We start from the raw sequence: 18,640 nt of genomic DNA, 5'->3' as shown, positions 1-18,640 counted from the left end.
CGCTGCTCGCCCGGCTGCGCAGCCGCGCCGATGCCGCCGCCGCGGCCGAGGCGCAGTCGCTGGCCGATGCGGCCGAGCTGCTGCGCCTGCCGCGGCTGGCCGCGACGCTTCGTCGCCTGGGCGGCTGCTCCGGCCCCGCCGCCCTGCCGGTGCTGGGCCTGCTGCGCCGGCAGATGCAGCTGCTGACCGAGCGCTGCGGCGAGGAGGCGGGGGCCACGGCCTTGGCCGAGGTGCCGGAGGCCGAGAAGGCGATGCGTCCGGCGCTGGCCGGCCTGGCGGTGCGGCTGGAGGCGATCGTCGCCGGCGCCGCCGCCGATGCCGGCGCGGTGGTGGCGGAGTCGCGCGAGGCGGCGGCGCTGGCGGCGGGCCTCGGCCTCGACGAGATCGAGGCGCTGCTGCTGCGGATCGAGGACCTGGCCGACCGCGCCGGCGAGCCGGAGGCGGCCGAGCTGCTGGCGCGGGACGGCCCGGCGCTGGCCGAGCAGCTGCGCCTGACGGCCGAGACCGGCCTGCTGCGCGGCGCGGCGCCCGGACGGGTGGAGGCGGCGGATGCCGCCCTGCCATCCCAGGTGCCGCCGGAATTCGCCCCGGTGCTGGGGCCGGAGGGACGGGGGCATCTGGAGGCGGCGCTGGCCGCCGGCACGCCGCTCTATCGCGCGCAGATCGCAATTGGCGCGCCGCCGGAGCTGGAGGCGCGGCTGGAGGCCTGGCTGCGGGAGGAGACGCAGCCGATCACCAGCCGCACGGTGCTGCAGGGGCCGCGCGCGCATCTCGACATGCTCCTGGCGGCGGCGACGCCGCTGCCCGACCTGTTGAAGCGCATGGAGCGCATCGACCCGGCGCACCGGCTCATGCTGTCCCTGGTGCCGCTGGCGCGGCCGGAGGGCGAGCGGGCGGCGCCGGTGACCATGCGCGTCCGGCAGGACACGGTGGACGGCATCATCGCGCTGGAGGCCGAGGCGCGCGCCGCCGCGCTGGCGCTGAACGAGGCGCTGCATGACGAGGCGGCGCTGGAGGCGCTGGCGCGGCTGGGGCGGCTGGAGCGCCGCCTCTCCGGCCCGGCGGCGCGGGAGCTGATGGGCGCGCTCGACGTGCTGCGGCGGCTGCAGGAACAGCTCGGCCGGGCCGAGGGGCGGCTGGCCCTGGCGCTGCGGCAGCTGGACGAGGCGGTGCTGGGCCTGCGCGTCGTCCCCATCGGCACCTTGTTCGCCCGGCTGCCGCGCGTGGTGCGCGCGGTCGCCGAGGCCGGCGGCAAGGAGGTCGAGGTCGTCTTCGAGGGCCGCGACGTGCAGATCGACCGCAGCTTGGTGGAATTGCTGGCCGACCCGCTGCTGCACCTGGTCCGCAACGCGGTGGACCACGGCATCGAGGGGCCGGCCGAGCGCGCCGCCGCCGGCAAGCCGCGCGGCGGGACGCTGCGCATCGCCGCCGCCCGCCGGCTCAGCCAGATCCGGCTGACGGTCAGCGACGACGGGCGGGGGATCGACCGGGAGGGGGTGCTGCGCCGGGCGATCCATCGCGGCCTGGTCGCCGAGGAGGCGGCGCCACGCATGACGGATGCCGAGGTGCAGGCGCTGCTCTTCACCCCCGGCTTCTCCACCGCCGAGGCGGTGACGGAGACCAGCGGCCGCGGCGTCGGGCTCGACGTGGTGCAGGATGCGGCGCGGCGGGCTGGCGGCGCGCTGGAGGTGGAGAGCGCGCTGGGCCGCGGCACCACCTTCCGCCTGATGCTGCCGGTGACGGCGGCGGTGCAGACCGTGCTGCTGGTGGAGGTCGGCGGCCACCCCTACGCCCTGCCGGCGGCCCGCGTGGAGGGCGTGCTGGACAGCGGGACGCCGCCGGATTGCGCTGTGGTGGCGCTGGCCGCGATGCTCGGCCTGGACCCGGAGGTGGATGCGCCGGGCGGCGTGGTGCTGGTGCGATCGGCCGGGCGGCCGCTGGGGCTGCAGGTGGACCGGGTGCGGCGGCGGACCAACCTGCTGCTGCGGCCGATGCATCCGGGCTTCGCCGGCCTGCCGGCGGTGGCCGGCCTGGGCGTGCTGGGGAATGGCGACCCGGTGGTGGTGCTGGAGCCGGACGCGCTGGCGCCGGCCTGAGGCGTGCGCGACGCAGGGGGGCTCTGCCCCCTTGCAACCCCCGCCGGGCACCGAACCGGCCCCCGGCCCCCTTATGGGTTTATCGCCGACCCCGGGCCCCCCCGTTGGGGGTCCCGGGGTCGGCGATGACTCAAAGGATCCAAGGGCCTTTCGGCCCTTGGCTGGGGGAGCGCGAGGGGGACCGTGTCCCGCTCGCACGCCCGCGCATCACCCCGCGTAGCGCAGCGCCAGGGCCGTGATGTCATCCGCCTGCGGCGCGCCCTGGGCGAAGGCGTCCAGGTCGGCGATGACGCGGGCGATGATCGCCTCCGGCGCCGCGCCACCCTGGCCTTCAAGCTGCGCGATGAGGCGTTCGCGCGTGTAGAAGCGCTGCGCCCGGTCCTCGGCCTCGGTGACGCCGTCGGTGTAGAGCAGCAGCCCCTCGCCGGGTGCCAAGGTGAGGCGGTCGCTGGGGAAGACCAGCCCCTCCATCACGCCGAGGGCCGGCCGGCGCTGCCCCGGCTGCAGCAGCCGCGGCGGCGCGCCGGGGGCGAGCAGCGCCACCGGGTCATGGCCGGCGCTGGCCATCCGCACCTCCCCGGTCGCCGCATCGACGAAGCCGAGGATGCCGGTGACGAAGGTCTGGCTGTCATTCTCCATCGCCAGGTCGTCATTGGTCAGCGCCAGGATCACGCCCGGGTCGGGCAGGCCCGGCTCGGCCGCCGCCAGCCGCCGCGCTGCGGCGCGCATGAGGCCGAGCGTCCGCGCCATGGTCAGCGCCGCCGGCGCGCCCTTGCCCGAGACATCGCCGATGGCGAAGAGCAATCGCCTGTCGTCCAGCCGCAACGCGTCGTAGAGGTCGCCGCCCACTTGCCGCGCCGGCACCATGACGGCATGCAGGGACAGCCGGCCGCAGCCGATGCCGGCGAAGTCGTGCGGAACCAGCGAGAGCTGCGCCTGCCTTGCGCTTTCCAGCTCCGCCTCCAGCGCCGCCAGGCGTTCCGCCGCCAGGTCGCGCAGCCGCTTCTTCTCGAGGATGGCGGACAGCCGGGCCCGCAGCAGCGGCGGGTCGAAGCTCTTCGGCAGGTAGTCCTCGGCGCCCAGCTCGATGCAGCGGACGACGCCCGACAGGTCGGACAGCGCCGAGATGACGATCACCGGCGGCTCCGGCTTGCCGCTGGCCCGCATGTGCTCCAGCACGCCGATGCCGTCGAGCTCCGGCATCTCGAGGTCGAGCAGCACCACGTCGAAGGCGCGGGCCTGCATGGCCGCCAGCGCTTCCCGCCCGTTGGTGACCATGGTGACGGTCTCGTAGCCCAGCTCCGCCAGCCGGCGCTTCAGCAGCAGCCGGTTGAAGGAGCTGTCGTCCACCACCAGCACCTCGACCGCCGCCGCCGGCGTCGCGGCGGGACCCGCCTCGGCCACGCTCACGCGCCGCGATCCGCCACGGCGCCGCTCGCCACGCTCTCGACCGCCGAGCGGGTCTCGGAGGCGAGCTTCGAGAGGTCGATCATGGTCACCGTGATCTCCTCGGCGGCGGTGGCGTTGGACTGGCCGATGCGCGTCAGCGTCGTCACCCGGTCGTTGATGCTGGTCACCGTCGCCTGCTGCTCCTCCATGGCGACGGCGATGGAGCCGGCGAGGCGGGCGGTCTCGACCACCAGCTGTTCCAGCGAATCCATCGCCATGCCCACCTCGCTCGCGGTCTGGCTGCCTTCCCGGGTGCGGCGGCCCGAGACAACCACGACATCGGCGATCTCCTGCGCCAAATTCTCCGTGTTCGCGGCCAGGGCCCGCACTTCCTCGGCCACCACCGCCAGGCCGCGGCCATGCTCGCCGGCGCGCGCCGCCTCGATCGCCGCGTTGATGGCCAGGATGTTGGTCTGGGTTGCGATCTTGGCGATGGTGCCCGCGATGCGTGTGACGCGCTCCGTGTCCTCGCCGACCGCGTCCACAACCTCGATCAGCTCGCGCAGCTTGCGCAGGTTCTCAACCAGCAGGCTGCGCGCCTCCGACGACCGGTCGGCGGCGTGCTGGGTGGCGCGCCCCACCTCCCGGATCGCGTCGGCGCTCTGGCCCAGCGCATCGGCGACCTGCCGCAGCTCGCCCAGCTGGGTCATGGCGCCGTCGCTGATCTGGCCGATGGCATCGCTGGCCTGGCTGGTGGCGACGGCGGTGCGCCGCGCCCCTTCCAGCGCCGAGGAGGCGAGGCGGTGGGTGGTGCGCAGGTTCTCGCGGAACACCGCGACCGCCCGCGCCATCTCCCCCACCTGGTCCTGGCGGTCCTGCATCGGCACCTCGGCCGCGTCGTCGCCGGCGGCGAGGCGACGCATGGACTTCGCCACGGTGCCGAGCGGCTGCGCGGTCTGCCGCACCAGCACGAACCAGGTGGCGAGCACGCCGAGCAGGCCGAGCGCGGCGCCGCCCAGCACGACGCGCAGCGCCACCTCCGACAGCTCCCGCGCCCTGGCCAGGTTGCGGTCGGCGCGGGCCTGCACCAGCCGCCGCGCCTCATCGACCAGGCGGCCATAGGCGGTGGTCTGGTCCAGCCATTCCTCGTGCAGCAGGGCGTATTGCGACCGGTTGCGGGCGGCGAAAGCGGCCCGCACCTGCTCCCCCAGGTCGGGCAGGCGGCCGATCATGTCGCGCGCCCCGCCCATCACCACCCGGTCGATCTGGCTGCCGACCGCGGCGTCGAGGACGCGGAAATGCTCGAGGATCTGCTCGGCATTGCGGTACATGCGGTCGGCCGCCGGGCCGGGCTGCAGCACCCCGGCGAGCACGCTGGCATAGCCGGCGCTGAAATTGGCGATGGAGGTCGCCAGCTGGTCCACCGCGGTGGTGGCGGCGCGGTCGCGGACCCCCAGCGCCTCGATGATGTTGCCCTGGCGGTGGACGATGGTCAGCGCGGTGCCGGACAGGCCCATCAGCACCAGCAGCATCAGCAGGGTGATGGCGCCGGCGCGCACCGCGATGCGGCCGCTGGCCGCGGCGATCCCGCGCCGCTGGTCCAGGGCCGCGGCGCCGCCCGCCTGCACCCCCTGCGCCCCGCCTGGTGGGAGCGAACCTTCCATCCCCGACGCCCCGCCCCTGAACCCCCCGACGTTACCCAGCCGGATGCGCCGCAACAAGGCACGACGCCCGCCCCGTGACACGCGGATGAAAGATTCCGCTTGCATCGTCTCGGCCGATGGGGCGCGCTGGACAAGCCGCGGCGGGCTGCCTTATCCGCTGCCAGGATGGAGACCGGCGCGCCATGGAACTGATCGAGCTTTCGGATTCGGTGCAGCAGATCGTGCTGGAGGGACGGCTGGATACCGTCGCTGTGGGCGCGCTGGAGACGCGCTTCACCGCCATCGTGTCCGGCGGCAGCAAGGACGTGCTGGTGGACCTCACCAATGCCGCCTTCTGCGGCTCGCTCGCCATCCGCATGTTCCTCAGCAATGCCCGGGTGCTGCAGCGGCGCGGCCGGCGGCTGGTGCTGGCCGGGGCGCAGCCGCAGGTGCAGGAGGTGTTCGAGACCGTCGCGCTTGGCGCCATCATCCCCATCTTTGCCTCGGTCCAGGACGGACGCGCCGAACTGGGCGCCTGAGCGCCGGCGGCCGGGGCGCCCGGGCGATGCGTCTGACCCTGACGCTGCGCAACAGCATGGGCGCGCTGGGCGAGGCCCAGGCGCGGCTTGCCGAGTGGCTGGAGACGGCGGCGGTGCCGTCGCGCCAGGGCCACCGGATCGAGCTGGTGTTCGAGGAACTGGCGGCCAACATCGTCATGCACGGCTATCCGGACGTGCCGGAGGACAGCCGCGAATTCCGGGCGGAGATCGAACTGGCGCCGCCCGGGGCCAGGCTCGCGCTCGAGGATGACGGGGTGGCGTTCGACCCGCGCGAGGTCGAGGGCAAGCGGCTGGACGAGGTGGAGGGCGAGCCGCAGATCGGCGGCCTCGGCCTGCTGCTGGTGCGGCGCTTCGCCTCGACCATCGCCTATCGCCGCACGCCGGCCGGCCGGAACCACCTAGAGGTCGCGATCCGGCTGGAGGACGCGCCGGCCGCGTCCTGACGCGCCGCGGCACAACCGGGGGTCTTCCGGCCCCGGTCCGACCCGGTCTAGGCTGCGGCGGCAACAATTCCGTTGCCGCGCGTGGGGGCGGGGCGGTGCAGGGCAGGGCAGGTGGCACGGCGCCCGACACGAGCTTCGAACGGTCGGTCCCGGCGCGGGAGGACGCGCTGGCCGGGTTGCTGGACGCGGTCGAAAGCTTCGCCGCCGCGGCCGGGCTGCCGCCGCTGGTCGCCAACCGGCTGCTGCTGGTGGTCGAGGAGCTGGCGGTGAACACCGTCACCCATGGCACCTGCGGCGAGCCTCCCGCCACCGGCTTCCATATCCGCCTGCGCCTGGCGCCCGACGGGGTGTCGGTGGAGGCTGAGGATGACGGCCGGGAGTTCGACCCGACCCGCCCCGTGGCGCCGCTGCCCGACCAGCCGCTGGCGGCGCGGGCGCCGGGTGGGGCCGGGCTGCACATCATCGGCCGCGTCGCCACCGACCTGGCCTATCGCCGCCTGCCCGGGCGCAACCGCCTGACCTGCTTGGTGCCACTGCCCGGCTGACGGCGCGCGGCTTGCGCGGGCGGTCGAATGACCTAGGATCGCGGCCAGACCAGGGATCGGGGGAAATCGTCCATCGCGCGCCATCCGGCGCGCCGGCCTGCCGCGCACGCCGCGGCGGGGCGAGGGGCTGCCTCCACCCGGTGAGAAGGAGCATCCATGGCTGCCCCGCCCTCCGCCCGGCGCGACCGGCTGAAGCCCTATTTCCCCAAGCTGGTCCAGATGACCAACGACTACGCCTATGCCGATGTGTGGGAGCGCAAGGAACTGTCCAAGCGCGACCGCAGCCTGGCGACGGTGGCGGCGCTGACCGCGCTGGGCTGGCAGGAACAGCTGGCGACGCATATCGGCCGCGCCCTGGGCAATGGCGTGACGCGGGAGGAGATCGCCGAGGTCATCACCCACCTGGCGATCTATGCCGGCTGGCCGGCGGCCATGACCGCGTCCCACATCGCCATGGACGTGTTCGAGGAACAGGACAAGGCGAAGGGGCCAGGGGGAGACGGCGCATGAAGGTCGGCTTCATCGGCCTCGGCACCATGGGCGCCTTCATGGCCGCCAACCTGCAGAAGTCGCAGTACAAGCTCGTGGTGAACGACGTCCGGCGCGACGCCGCGGCGCGGCACTTGGACGCCGGCGCGGAATGGGGCGCGACGCCGCGCGAGGTCGCCGAAGCCTGCGACGTGGTCTTCACGAGTTTGCCCGGCCCGAAGGAGGTGGAGGCGGTGGTCTTCGGCCCGGACGGGCTGCTGGCGGGCGCGCGCCCGGGCCTCGCCTATTTCGACCTCTCGACCAACAGCCAGGCGCTGATGCGCCGCATCCATGCTGCCTTCGCCGAGAAGGGCGCGCAGGCCTTCGACGCGCCGGTCTCCGGCGGGCCGAAGGGGGCGGAGACGGGCAAGCTGGCCATCTGGGTCGGCGGCGACCGCGCGACCTACGAGGCGCACAGGAAGGTCCTGGACGCCATGGGCGACCAGGCTGCGTATGTGGGGGAGATCGGCCAGGCCACCGTCGCCAAGCTGGTGCACAACATGGCGGGCTACGCGATCCAGACCGCGCTGGCCGAGGTCTTCTCCATGGGCGTCAAGGCGGGGCTCGATCCGCTCGACCTCTGGAAGACCGTGCGGCAGGGCGCGCTGGGGCGGCGGCGCACCTTCGACCGGCTGGCGGAGCAGTTCCTGACCGGCCGCTACGACCCGCCGGCCTTCGCGCTGCGCCTGGCGCACAAGGATGTCACCCTCGCCACCAGCCTGGGGCGGGAACTCGGCGTGCCCATGCGCTTCTGCCAGCTGACCCTGGAGGAGATGAACGAGGCGCTGGGCCGCGGCCTCGGCAACCTCGACAGCCGGGTGCCGATGCGGCTGCAGACGGAACGCGCGGGCGTCGAGATCGCCTGCGACCCGGCCGCCGTGCAGGCGGTGCTCGACGCCGACAGGGGCTAGGGCGCATGGCCTGGCAGGTCTTCGCGCTGCGCTACGCGATGCGGGCGGCGCGCCGGCAGGAGCATTTCATCGGCGGCGACCCGCATGACGCGCCCATGCCGATGGACTATTTCGTCTGGGCCATGGTGCGGGACGGCCGGGCCTGGGTGCTCGACACCGGCTTCACCGCCGAGGTTGCGGCCCGCCGCAAGCGGGAATACCTGCGCTGCCCCATCGAGAGCCTGTCCCTGCTGGGCATCGCGCCCGAGGCGGTCGAGGAGGCGGTCATCAGCCACCTGCACTACGACCATGTCGGCAGCTTCCACAAATTCCCCCGCGCCCGCTTCCACCTGCAGGAGGCGGAGATGCGCTACGCGACAGGGCGCTACATGTGCCACCACCGCCTGCGCCACAGCTTCGAGTTCGAGGATGTCGCCGGCATCGTGCGGATGACCTTCGCCGACCGCGTGGTGTTCCATGACGGCGATGCGGAATTGGCGCCGGGCCTGCGGATCCATGCCTGCGGCGGGCACAGCGCGGGGCTGCAATGCGTGACGGTGGAGACGGCGCGCGGCACCGTCGTCCTCGCCTCCGATGTCGCGCATTTCTACGAGAACCTGGAGGCCAAGCGCCCCTTCACCACCGCCTTCCATGTCGGCGACATGCTGGAAGGCTTCGATCGCCTGCGCGCCCTGGCGCCGACGCCGCGCCACATCGTCCCGGGCCACGACCCGGAGGTGATGCGGCGCTACCCCGCCGTGCCGGGGCTGGAGGGCATCGCCGTGCGCCTCGACCTGGACCCGAAGGAGTAGCCATCCCATGGCCGAGGCACCGCGCACGCTCTTCGAGAAGATCTGGGATCGGCACCGGGTGCTGGAGCGGGAGGATGGCCAGACCCTGCTCTATGTCGGCCGCCATCTGCTGCATGACGGCGGCGCCACCGCCTTCGACATGCTGCGCCGCCGCGGCCTGACGCCGCGCGCGCCGGACCGCATCTTCGCCACGCCGGACCATTATGTCTCGACCGTCGGCGGCACGTTGGATGCCATCCCGGACGAACGCCACCGCGGCATGGTGGAGAAGCTGGCGCGCAACACCGCCGAATTCGGCATCAGGCAGTTCGGCCTGGGCGATCCCAACCAGGGCATCGTGCATGTCATGGGGCCGGAGACCGGCCTCTCCCAGCCCGGGCTGCTGATGGTCTGCGGCGACAGCCATACCTCGACGCATGGCGCGCTCGGCGCGCTCGCCTTCGGCATCGGCAGCACGGAGGTCGCGCATGTGCTGGCGACGCAAACGCTGTGGCAGCGCAAGCCGCGGACCATGCGCATCACGGTGGACGGCACGCTCGGCCCGCAGGTGACGGGCAAGGACGTGATCCTGGCCATCATCGCGCAAATCGGCGCCGCCGGCGCCACCGGCCATGTCATCGAATATGCCGGCAGCGCCATCCGTGGCCTGTCGATGGAAGCGCGGCTGACGCTCTGCAACATGTCGATCGAGGCGGGCGGCCGCGCCGGCATGGTGGCGCCGGACGAGACCACCTTCGCCTATCTGCACGGCCGGCCCTTCGCGCCGCAGGGTGCGGACTGGGACGACGCCGTCGCCCGCTGGCGGCAATTGCCCTCCGACCCCGGCGCGGTGTTCGACACCGAGGTGACGCTGGACGGCAGTGCCATCGAGCCCATGGTCACCTGGGGCAACAGCCCGGAAGATGCGCTGCCCATCCATGGCGCCATCCCCGACCCGGCCGGGGCGCCGGATGCCGAGCGGCGCGGGCAGATGGAGCGCATGCTGGCCTATATGGGCCTGACCCCCGGCACGCCCCTGACCGAGATCCCGGTGGACCGCGTCTTCATCGGCAGTTGCACCAACAGCCGCATCGAGGATCTCCGCGCCGCCGCCGAAGTCGCGCGCGGCCGCAAGGTGGCGGAGGGCGTGCGCGCCTGGGTTGTGCCGGGCAGCGCCCCCGTCAAGCGCCAGGCGGAGGCGGAGGGATTGCACACGGTGTTCCGCGCGGCGGGCTTCGAATGGCGCGAGCCCGGCTGCTCCATGTGCCTCGGCACCAATGGCGACATCGCGGCGCCGGGGGAGCGCGTCGCCAGCACCTCCAACCGCAATTTCATGGGCCGCCAGGGCCCGGGCGCGCGGACCCATCTGCTGAGCCCGGCCATGGCCGCGGCGGCGGCGGTGGAGGGCCGCTTCGCCGATGTCCGCCGGCTGCTGGGGGCCTGATCCGATGGAAGCCTTCCGCCACCTGGACGCCGTCGCGGTGCCGCTGCCGCAGCCCAATATCGACACGGACCGCATCATCCCCGCGCGCTTCCTCTCCCGCCCGCGGGAGGTGGACCATGGCGACTTCCTGTTCCACGACGCCCGCCGCCTGCCGGATGGCGCGCAGGACCCGGAATTCCCGCTGAACCGGCCCGACTGGCAGGCGGCGCGGATCGTCGTGGCGGGCCGCAATTTCGCCTGCGGCAGTTCGCGGGAAAGCGCCGTCTGGGCGCTGTTCGATGCTGGATTCCGCTGCGCCATCGCCCCCAGCTTCGGCGACATTTTTCGTAGTAACGGCACGAAGAACGGGCTGCTGCCGGTGGTGCTGCCGGCGGACGTTGTGGAGGCCATCATCGCCCAGCTTGAGGCGACCCCAGGCGCGCGCATCGCGGTGGACCTGCCGGCGCAGACCGTGACGGCCCCGGATGGCAGCGTCCATCCCTTCGAGATCGACCCCTTCGCCAAGCACTGCCTGCTGGAAGGGCTGGACGATTTCGGCCTCACCGCCCGCTACGAGGACGACATCGCCGCCTTCGAACGGCGCTACGGCCGCGAGAACCGGCTGTGATGACGACGCGCCGCGCCGCGCTCGGCGCGCTGCTGGCGGCGCCGGCGCTGGCGCAGGGCGTGGAGGACTGGCCGAACCGCCCCATCCGCCTGATCGTCGCCTTCGCCGCCGGCGGCGCCGCCGACACCGCGGCCCGCACCGTCGGGCAGAAGCTGGCGGAGATCCTGGGCCAGTCCGTGGCGATCGAGAACCGCACCGGCGGCAATGCCGTCATCGCCGCCAATGCCACGCTGCAGTCGCCGAAGGATGGCTACACCTTCCTGGTGGATGCGGCGAACCAGCTCACTAACCCGCCGCTGATGAAGGACCTGGGCTTCGACTACCGCACCGCCTTCATCCCGGTCAGCCAGTTCTGCTTCTTCCCGCAGGTGGTGGCGGTGAAGCGGGACTTCCCCGCCCGCACGATCGGGGAGTTCATCGCCCTGGCGAAGGACCGGCCGGGGGCGATCAGCTACGGCACGCCGCCGGCGGCCGGCATGGCCCATATGGCGGGGGAGGTGTTCCAGCGCCGCGCCGGCATCCGGCTGATCCACACGCCCTATCGCGGCGGCGCCGATGCGGCGCGGGACATCGCCGCCGGCGTGCTGGACGCCGTGCTGATCACCACCAGCTCCATCCGGCCGCCGGCCCAGGCCGGGCAGGCACGCATCCTGGCCGTCACCAGCCTGGCCCGCGTGCCGACCCTGCCCGATGTCCCGTCCCTGGCCGAGAGCGGCTTCCCCGGCTTCGACATGAATGACTGGAACGGCGTCTTCGCCGCCGCCGGCACGCCGGCCCCCGTCATCGCCCGGCTGGCCGCCGCCATCGCCCAGGCCACCGCCGATCTTGGTGTCCGCCAGCGCATGGATGCCGCCGGCGCCATCATGGTCGGCAACAGCCCGGCCGAATTCCGCGCCTGGCTCGACGGCCAGCGAGCATTGCTGGAACAGGTGATCCGCGAGGCCGGCATCACGCTGGGGTAGGGGGCCAGCGCCGCGACGGCGGCGCCACCCCGTCCCGGCCGGCATCCGCCGGGCAGTGCCCTGCGATCCGCCCTGGCGCCGCCGCCGGCCGACGCCATCTGCCACCGCGATGCGTCGTCGCGCCGATCCACCGCCACCACCGGTCGAGCCCTGTCCCCTCTGCGACCGGCCGATTCCGCCCGGCGCCCGCGCCAGCCGCCACCACCTGGTGCCGCGGCTGAAGGGCGGGACGCATCTCGGCACCGCGCGGCTGCACCAGATCTGCCACAGCGCCATCCATGCCCGCTTCACCGAGGCGGAGCTGGCTCGCCGCCTGGCGGATATCGCCAGCCTGCGGGCCGACCCGGAGATCGCCCGCTTCCTGGCCTGGGTCCGCGGCAAGCCGCCGGACTTCCACGCCCCGACCCGCCGGGCCCGGTCCCGCACGGCCAAGTGGCGCTGAGCCGCTGCTGCCTTGGAAGCCGGGGGCCCGGCGGCTAGATAGGGCCGACGCCCCCATACCCGCGCAGGATGCCCCGCATGCCGGCCTATCAGTACGTCTATGTGATGAAAGACCTGACGAAGTCCTATCCGGGCGGGCGGGAGGTCTTCAAGGGCATCACCCTTTCCTTCCTGCCGGATGCCAAGATCGGCGTGCTGGGCCCGAACGGCGCCGGCAAGTCCACGCTGATGCGCATCATGGCCGGGCAGGACAAGGAATTCGGCGGCGAGGCCTGGGCCGCCGAGGGCGCCAGGGTCGGCTACCTGTCGCAGGAGCCGCATCTCGACCCCGACCTGACGGTCGGCGAGAACATCATGCTCGCCTTCAAGGACCTGAAGGCCGACCTCGACCGGTTCAACGAGATCTCGAACAAATTCGCCGAGGAGATGTCGGAGGACGAGATGAACATCCTGCTGGCCGAGCAGGGCGAGCTGCAGGAGCGGATCGACGCCGCCAACGGGTGGGAGCTGGACCGGACCATCGACATCGCGCTGGACGCGCTGCGCTGCCCGCCGGCGGAGCTGCCGGTGACCAACCTGTCGGGCGGCGAGCGCCGGCGCGTCGCGCTGTGCAAGCTGCTGCTGGAAAAGCCCGACCTGCTGCTGCTGGACGAGCCGACCAACCACCTGGACGCCGAAAGCGTCTCCTGGCTCGAGAAGACGCTGCGCGACTACCAGGGCGCGGTGCTGGTGGTGACGCATGACCGCTACTTCCTGGACAACGTGACGAACTGGATCCTGGAAGTCGATCGCGGCCGGGGCATCCCCTACCAGGGCAACTACTCCGCCTATCTGGAGCAGAAGCGCAAGCGCCTGGCGCAGGAGGAGAAGGAGGAGAGCACCCGGCAGCGCCAGCTGGCCGAGGAGCAGGAATGGATCGGCCGCAGCCCTTCCGCCCGGCAGGCGAAGAGCAAGGCGCGCATCCAGGCCTACGAGGAGCTGCTGGCCAAGAGCCAGGAGAAGGCGCCCGACCCGACCGAGATCCAGATCCCGCCGGCGCCCCGCCTCGGCAACATCGTCATCACCGCCGAGAACATCCGCAAGGGCTATGGCAACCGCCTGTTGATCGACGAGCTGTCCTTCAAGCTGCCGCCCGGCGGCATCGTCGGCGTCATCGGCCCGAACGGCGCCGGCAAGACCACCCTGTTCCGCATGATCACCGGGCAGGAGACGCCGGACAGCGGCACGCTGACCATCGGCGACAGCGTGGACCTGGGGTATGTCGACCAGAGCCGCGACAGCCTGCGCGACGACCGCACGGTCTGGCAGGAGATCTCGGACGGGATGGACGTGATTCCGATGGGCAAACGTAACGTGCCCAGCCGCGCCTATTGCGCCGCTTTCAACTTCAAGGGCGGCGACCAGCAGAAGCCGGTCGGCGTGCTCTCGGGCGGCGAGCGCAACCGCGTCCATCTGGCGAAGATGCTCAAGCGGCCGCACAACGTGCTGCTGCTGGACGAGCCGACCAACGACCTCGACGTCGATACGCTGCGCGCGCTGGAGGAGGCCCTGCAGGACTTCGCCGGCTGCGCGGTGATCATCAGCCACGACCGCTGGTTCCTCGACCGCCTGGCGACGCACATCCTGGCCTTCGAGGGCGACAGCCATGTCGAGTGGTTCGAGGGCAACTTCCAGGCCTACGAGGCCGACAAGCGCCGCCGCCTCGGCGCGGCGGCCGACCAGCCCCACCGGATCAAGTACCGGCCGCTGACGCGGTGAGAAGCGGGTTGGCCGCAGGGGGGACGCTGCCCCCCCTGCATCCCCCTGCCGAGGGCCGAAGGGCCCTTGGAACCCTCGAGTCAACGAAGCCCGGCAGGCCTCCGCTGGGGGCCTGCCGGGCTTCGTCAAACCCGGACGGGGGGCCGGGGGCCCGTTCGGTCCCCGGCGGGGGGAGTAAAAGGGGGGCAGAGCACCCCTCGGGCCACCCGCGGTGACCCACGCGCCCCGCGTCCCGATGCCCGGCCGGCTCGTCCGCACGCCGCGGCTCACCCTGGTCCCGCCGGGCAAGGAGAACCTGCCCGACCTCATCCGCCTGAAGGGCGATCCGCGGGTCTTCGAGTTGATGCTGCACGGCGTCCGCTCCCCCGAGCGCACGCGGGAGGAGCTGGAGGACGACATCGAGTTCTGGGAGGTGCGCGGCTACGGCACCTGGTGCGTGTTCGAGACCGAGACGGGCGAGTTCCTCGGCATCGCCGGGCTGATGGAGCGGCCGGACGGCCGCGGCGTCGCCATGCGCTTCGCCCTCTGGCCGGAATGCCGCGGCAAGGGCTATGCGCGCGAGGCGGCACGGGCCGGGCTGGAATTCGGGCATCGCGCCGGGCTGGCCCGGATCATCGCCGTCGCCTGGGAGGAGAACCATGCCTCCCGTCAGGTGCTGGGCGACATCGGCATGGCCGAATGCGATGCCTTCGACCACAAGGGCCGCCGCATGATCCTGTTCGAGAGCCTGCGGCGCGGCTGACATCACGGCCGGCCCGGTAACCGGCATCGCCGCCGGGTCGAAGCCTCTGTCGGGCCGGTCGTCGCGGTGCGGAACCTCGCGGCAATGCGGTCCCCTTTCGCCACGCTGCGGGCTGGCGCCGCCCTGCCGTCCAAGCGGCCCGGGATGACGGCGACCGGCCCGAGGAGGCCCCGATGCGTCGCCGTGCCGCCATGCTTGCCCTGCCCCTGGCCTTCCTGGCCCGGCCGCTTGCCGCCGCGCCGCCCGGGCCGGTGGTCGTCGAGCTCTTCACCTCGGAGGGCTGTTCCTCCTGCCCGCCGGCCGATGCGGTGCTGCTGGACCTGGCGGAGGGGCGGCCGGACGTCCTCGCCCTGTCCTGGCACGTCACCTACTGGGACCGGCTGGGCTGGCGCGACCGCTTCTCCCTGGCCGAGGCGACCGCGCGGCAGCGGCGCTACGTCGCCGCGCTGCGGCTGGAAAGCCCCTACACCCCGCAGGCGGTGGTGCAGGGCCGGCGGGACGTGGTCGGGTCGGACCGCCGCGCCCTGCTGGCCGCCATTGCCGCAGCGGCCCCGCCGGCCGGCCCGTCGCTGTCCCTGGCTGCGGCCGGCGACCAGGCGCTGGCGGAGATCGGCGCCGGGGCGGGGGAGGGCAGCCTCTGGCTCATCGGCTATGATGCCCGGCAGGCGACGGCGGTGGGCGCGGGGGAGAATCGCGGCCGCCGCCTGGTGCATGCCAATGTCGTCCGCGCCGCGGTGGCGGCCGGGGCGTGGCGCGGGGCGCCGGCCAGCCTGGCGCTGCCGCGCCCGGCCGGGGAGCGGCTGGCGCTGCTGCTGCAGGCGCCGGACGGGGCCGTGCTGGCGGCCGCCCGGGCGTAACCGGATTGTCTCGCCAGCGCCCCCGGCATGGGGCCATAACCGCCGCCTGACGCCCGAACCGGGCCTTGAGGAGATGCCGTGCCGATGCCAGGACCCGCCCATCCGCCGCGCCCCGCCAGCTATGACAAGAAGGTGGCGCTCGTCCTGCAGGGGGGCGGTGCGCTCGGCAGCTACCAGGCGGGCGTCTACGAGGCGCTGGCGGGGTCCGACTACCTGCCGGACTGGGTGGCGGGCATCTCGATCGGCGCGATCAACGCCGCGATCATCGCCGGCAACGCGCCGGAACGCCGGGTGGAGCGGCTGCGGCAGTTCTGGGAAGGCATCACCGCCCCGCCCGGCTGCGTCCCGGCCTGGTGGCTCGGCCTGCTGGAACGCGGCGTTATGGATCATCGCAGCCTCGGCGCGCTGAATGCGCTGCTGCTGGGCCAGCCCGGCTTCTTCGCGCCGCGGCCGGTCGCCGCCTGGCTGGGCGGGGAAACGCCGGTCAGCTGGTACGACACCGCGGCGCTGAAGGGCACGCTGGAAGCGCTGGTGGATTTCGACCGCATCAACGCGAAGGCGATCCGCTTCAGCGTCGGCGCGGTGAATGTGCGCACTGGCAATTTCGCCTATTTCGACAACCGCGAGACGGTGATCCGCGCCGAGCATGTGATGGCCAGCGGCGCGCTGCCGCCGGGCTTCCCGGCGGTGGAGATCGACGGCGAGGCGTATTGGGACGGCGGCCTCGTCTCCAACACGCCGCTGCAATACGTGCTGGAATACGTGCCGCGCCGCAGCCGCCTGACCTTCCAGGTCGATGTCTTCGCCTCCCGCGGGAAGCTGCCCGCCAACCTCGAGGAGGTGAGCGAGCGGGAGAAGGACATCCGCTATTCCAGCCGCACCCGGCAGGTGACCAACATGCTGCTGGAGGCGCATGACGTGCGCCACAACATCAACGCGCTGTGGGAGAAGCTGTCGCCGGAGCTGAAGGCGACGGCGGAGGCGCAGTGGCTGTACAACTACGGCTGCGTCACCACCATGGACATCGTCCAGCTGGTCTACCGGCCGGACCGGCCGCAGGGCCAGTCCAAGGACTACGAGTTCAGCCGCCGCACCATGGAGGAGCGCTGGGCCGCCGGCCACGCCGATGCCGCGGCGGCGCTCGCCGCTTCCCCCTGGCTGGCGCCGGCGCCGCCGGATGTGGGCGCCCGCACCTTCGACCTGCGGGCGCCGCGCCGCGCGCCGGAGGATGCGGCGGAGCCGCAGCGGCAGGCGGCGGAATGACCATGCCGGCGGCCGCGCCTGGGCAGCGCATGGGTCGGGGCACCGGTGCCAGGGGGCATGGCCCATGCGCCCTGGCGTGACCGGCGCGCCGGGGGCGGCGGCATGTCGCGCCTGACGGCGGAATTGCTGCTGGCGGCGGCCGGCGCCTATGGCGCCTGCGGCCTCGCCGTCGGGCTGCTGTTCCTGCTGCGCGGGCTGGACCGGGTGGACCCGGCGGCGCGGGGTGCCCATGCCTTCCGGCCGCTGCTGCTGCCCGGCCTCCTCCTGCTCTGGCCGCTGGTGCTGTGGCGCTGGCGGGTACTGGCGCGCTGAACCGCCATGCGGCTTCGCCATCGTCGCCTGCACCTGCTGGCCTGGCTTGCCCTCGCCGCGCTGCTGCCGGCCCTTCTGCTCGGCGCGCTGCTGGCGCGCCCATCCGGCCCGGCGGAGCCGCCGGTTCGCATCGCCCCGGCATGAGCGTGTGTGCATGAGCGCGCGGGCATGAGGATCGGGCGATGAGCGCGCGCTACGTCCCGGTCGGCTGGACGCGGGCCAAGCTCGCCTATGACGCGGTGCTGCTGCTGGCGGTCGCCACCTATGTGCTGCTCTACCTGCATCTCGGCCCGCACCTCGCCGACCCGGCGCGGCCGCTGGACGGCCCCACCCTGCTGATGCGCGCCTGGGGCAGCGCCGCCTTCCTGCTGCTGACCCTGGCGCTGGCCATCGGGCCGCTGGCGCGGCTGGACCGGCGCTGCCTGCCGCTGCTCTACAACCGCCGGCACCTCGGCGTGCTGACCTGCCTCGCCGCGCTGTCGCATGCCGCGGCGGTGCTGGACTGGTACTTCGCCTTCAGCCCCACGCCCTCCCTGGTCGCGCTGCTTTCCTCCGAGCCGGTGCGGCCCTTCATCCCCTTCGGCCTGGGGGCGCTGCTGATCCTCTGCCTGCTGGCCGCCACCAGCCATGATTTCTGGCTGTCCTTCCTGACGCCGCCGGCCTGGAAGGCGCTGCACATGTCGCTCTACCTGGCCTATGCGCTGGTGGTGGCGCATGTCGGCTTCGGCGCGCTGCAGGCGGCGACCGATCCCGCCCTGGCGCTGGTCGTGCTCGCCTCGGCCGCGCTGCTCGTCGCGCTGCATGTCGCGGCCGGCCTGCGGGAAGCGCGGCGCGACGCCGGCATCGCACCGCCGGCGCCGGAGCCGCCCTGGGTGCTCGCCGGGCCGGCCGAGGCCATCCCGGAAGGCGGCGCCGTCACCATCCGCCCGCTCCGGGGCGAGGCGGTCGCCATCTTCCGCCACCAGGGGCGGCTCTCCGCCGTGACCAATCTCTGCGCCCATCAGAACGGGCCGCTGGGGGAGGGGCGGGTGGTGGATGGCTGCATCACCTGCCCCTGGCATGGCTTCCAGTACCGGCTGGAGGATGGCTGCGCCCCGCCGCCCTACACGGAAAGGCTGGCCACCTACCGCCTGCGCCAGGTCGGCGGAGAGGTCTGGCTGGACCCGCGCCCCAACCCGCCCGGCACGCGGGTGGAGCCGGTGGCGGTGGCATGAGCCGCGCCAGGGAAGAGGGCTTCGAGGAGTTCTTCATCGGCTGGCAGGCGGCGCCGCCGCCCCGCCTCGGCCGCTTCCTGCGGCGGGTCGCCGCCGGGCTGCTGGGCGGCGCGGCGGCGCTGGCGCTGCTGCTGGGCGCCGCGGCGGACGACCCG

General features: G+C 73.3%; 20 protein-coding genes. 18 read left to right on the top strand and 2 right to left on the bottom strand.

Annotation, left to right across the window (positions count from 1 at the left end; genetic code table 11):
• The coding region (locus E2C05_RS17225; RefSeq protein ID WP_133220882.1) for a chemotaxis protein CheA at positions 1 to 2,096 on the top strand (2,096 nt) is incomplete at its 5' end.
• A 207-nt stretch (positions 2,097 to 2,303) separates the two neighbouring features.
• Here the strand turns inward: E2C05_RS17225 and E2C05_RS17220 are convergent.
• Both E2C05_RS17220 and E2C05_RS17215 read right to left on the bottom strand, forming a co-directional pair.
• Positions 2,304 to 3,506 (bottom strand): PP2C family protein-serine/threonine phosphatase, encoded by a 1,203-nt coding sequence (locus E2C05_RS17220; protein WP_240046768.1) that lies wholly within the window; start codon positions 3,504 to 3,506, stop codon positions 2,304 to 2,306.
• Positions 3,503 to 5,149 carry a methyl-accepting chemotaxis protein gene (locus E2C05_RS17215; RefSeq protein ID WP_158292190.1) on the bottom strand — a complete coding sequence of 549 codons (1,647 nt, stop codon included), beginning with the start codon at positions 5,147 to 5,149 and terminating at the stop codon, positions 3,503 to 3,505. Before E2C05_RS17215 ends, E2C05_RS17220 begins: the two co-directional genes overlap by 4 nt.
• A 182-nt stretch (positions 5,150 to 5,331) precedes the next feature.
• Here E2C05_RS17215 and E2C05_RS17210 point away from each other — a divergent pair, with 182 nt between their 5' ends.
• From E2C05_RS17210 to E2C05_RS17135, 17 genes are all read left to right on the top strand, one after another.
• Complete coding sequence (locus E2C05_RS17210; protein ID WP_158292189.1) at positions 5,332 to 5,667, top strand: STAS domain-containing protein; 336 nt, start codon at positions 5,332 to 5,334, stop codon at positions 5,665 to 5,667.
• A 26-nt stretch (positions 5,668 to 5,693) separates the two neighbouring features.
• Positions 5,694 to 6,131 (top strand): ATP-binding protein, encoded by a 438-nt coding sequence (locus E2C05_RS17205; RefSeq protein ID WP_133220879.1) that lies wholly within the window; start codon positions 5,694 to 5,696, stop codon positions 6,129 to 6,131.
• 95 nt (positions 6,132 to 6,226) lie between these two features.
• Positions 6,227 to 6,676, top strand: a complete 450-nt coding sequence (locus E2C05_RS17200) for an ATP-binding protein (RefSeq protein WP_158292188.1) — start codon at positions 6,227 to 6,229, stop codon at positions 6,674 to 6,676.
• Positions 6,677 to 6,832: 156 nt separating this feature from the next.
• Positions 6,833 to 7,186 carry a carboxymuconolactone decarboxylase family protein gene (locus E2C05_RS17195; protein ID WP_133220877.1) on the top strand — a complete coding sequence of 118 codons (354 nt, stop codon included), beginning with the start codon at positions 6,833 to 6,835 and terminating at the stop codon, positions 7,184 to 7,186.
• The gene (locus tag E2C05_RS17190; RefSeq protein WP_133220876.1) at positions 7,183 to 8,115 is read left to right on the top strand and encodes an NAD(P)-dependent oxidoreductase; all 933 of its coding nucleotides are present in this window, start codon (positions 7,183 to 7,185) and stop codon (positions 8,113 to 8,115) included. Before E2C05_RS17195 ends, E2C05_RS17190 begins: the two co-directional genes overlap by 4 nt.
• A 5-nt stretch (positions 8,116 to 8,120) precedes the next feature.
• Entirely contained in the window at positions 8,121 to 8,906 is a 786-nt protein-coding gene (locus E2C05_RS17185; RefSeq protein WP_133220875.1) for an N-acyl homoserine lactonase family protein, read from the top strand.
• Positions 8,907 to 8,913: 7 nt separating this feature from the next.
• The gene (leuC, locus tag E2C05_RS17180; RefSeq protein WP_133220874.1) at positions 8,914 to 10,329 is read left to right on the top strand and encodes a 3-isopropylmalate dehydratase large subunit; all 1,416 of its coding nucleotides are present in this window, start codon (positions 8,914 to 8,916) and stop codon (positions 10,327 to 10,329) included.
• Positions 10,330 to 10,333: 4 nt separating this feature from the next.
• Entirely contained in the window at positions 10,334 to 10,936 is a 603-nt protein-coding gene (gene leuD / locus E2C05_RS17175) for a 3-isopropylmalate dehydratase small subunit (RefSeq protein WP_133220873.1), read from the top strand.
• Positions 10,936 to 11,898, top strand: a complete 963-nt coding sequence (locus tag E2C05_RS17170; RefSeq protein ID WP_133220872.1) for a Bug family tripartite tricarboxylate transporter substrate binding protein — start codon at positions 10,936 to 10,938, stop codon at positions 11,896 to 11,898. The genes leuD and E2C05_RS17170 overlap by 1 nt, the downstream gene beginning before the upstream one ends.
• 109 nt (positions 11,899 to 12,007) lie before the next feature.
• On the top strand, positions 12,008 to 12,340 hold the full coding sequence (locus tag E2C05_RS17165; protein WP_200305932.1) for an HNH endonuclease family protein: 333 nt from the start codon (positions 12,008 to 12,010) through the stop codon (positions 12,338 to 12,340).
• A 77-nt stretch (positions 12,341 to 12,417) separates the two neighbouring features.
• Positions 12,418 to 14,097: an energy-dependent translational throttle protein EttA gene (ettA, locus tag E2C05_RS17160; RefSeq protein WP_133220871.1), complete on the top strand. Its 1,680-nt coding sequence runs from the start codon at positions 12,418 to 12,420 to the stop codon at positions 14,095 to 14,097.
• Between the two features lie 235 nt (positions 14,098 to 14,332).
• Positions 14,333 to 14,839, top strand: coding sequence for a GNAT family N-acetyltransferase (locus tag E2C05_RS17155; RefSeq protein ID WP_133220870.1), 507 nt, complete (start codon positions 14,333 to 14,335; stop codon positions 14,837 to 14,839).
• Between the two features lie 173 nt (positions 14,840 to 15,012).
• The gene (locus E2C05_RS17150; RefSeq protein ID WP_133220869.1) at positions 15,013 to 15,696 is read left to right on the top strand and encodes a DUF1223 domain-containing protein; all 684 of its coding nucleotides are present in this window, start codon (positions 15,013 to 15,015) and stop codon (positions 15,694 to 15,696) included.
• 84 nt (positions 15,697 to 15,780) lie between these two features.
• Positions 15,781 to 16,959 (top strand): DUF3734 domain-containing protein, encoded by a 1,179-nt coding sequence (locus E2C05_RS17145; protein WP_240046767.1) that lies wholly within the window; start codon positions 15,781 to 15,783, stop codon positions 16,957 to 16,959.
• A 102-nt stretch (positions 16,960 to 17,061) separates the two neighbouring features.
• The gene (locus tag E2C05_RS17140; protein WP_133220868.1) at positions 17,062 to 17,271 is read left to right on the top strand and encodes a hypothetical protein; all 210 of its coding nucleotides are present in this window, start codon (positions 17,062 to 17,064) and stop codon (positions 17,269 to 17,271) included.
• Positions 17,272 to 17,277: 6 nt separating this feature from the next.
• Positions 17,278 to 17,415: a hypothetical protein gene (locus E2C05_RS33110; protein ID WP_158292187.1), complete on the top strand. Its 138-nt coding sequence runs from the start codon at positions 17,278 to 17,280 to the stop codon at positions 17,413 to 17,415.
• Positions 17,416 to 17,453: 38 nt separating this feature from the next.
• A complete protein-coding gene (locus tag E2C05_RS17135; RefSeq protein WP_133220867.1) occupies positions 17,454 to 18,485 on the top strand; it encodes a Rieske 2Fe-2S domain-containing protein in 1,032 nt (343 codons plus the stop codon).
• Positions 18,486 to 18,640: the final 155 nt, after the last annotated feature.

The sequence above is a fragment of the Paracraurococcus ruber genome, from assembly GCF_004353985.1.
Lineage (GTDB): Bacteria > Pseudomonadota > Alphaproteobacteria > Acetobacterales > Acetobacteraceae > Paracraurococcus > Paracraurococcus ruber.
The sequence above is the reverse complement of the archived record's forward strand: the minus strand, read 5'-3'. Positions and strand labels throughout refer to the sequence as shown.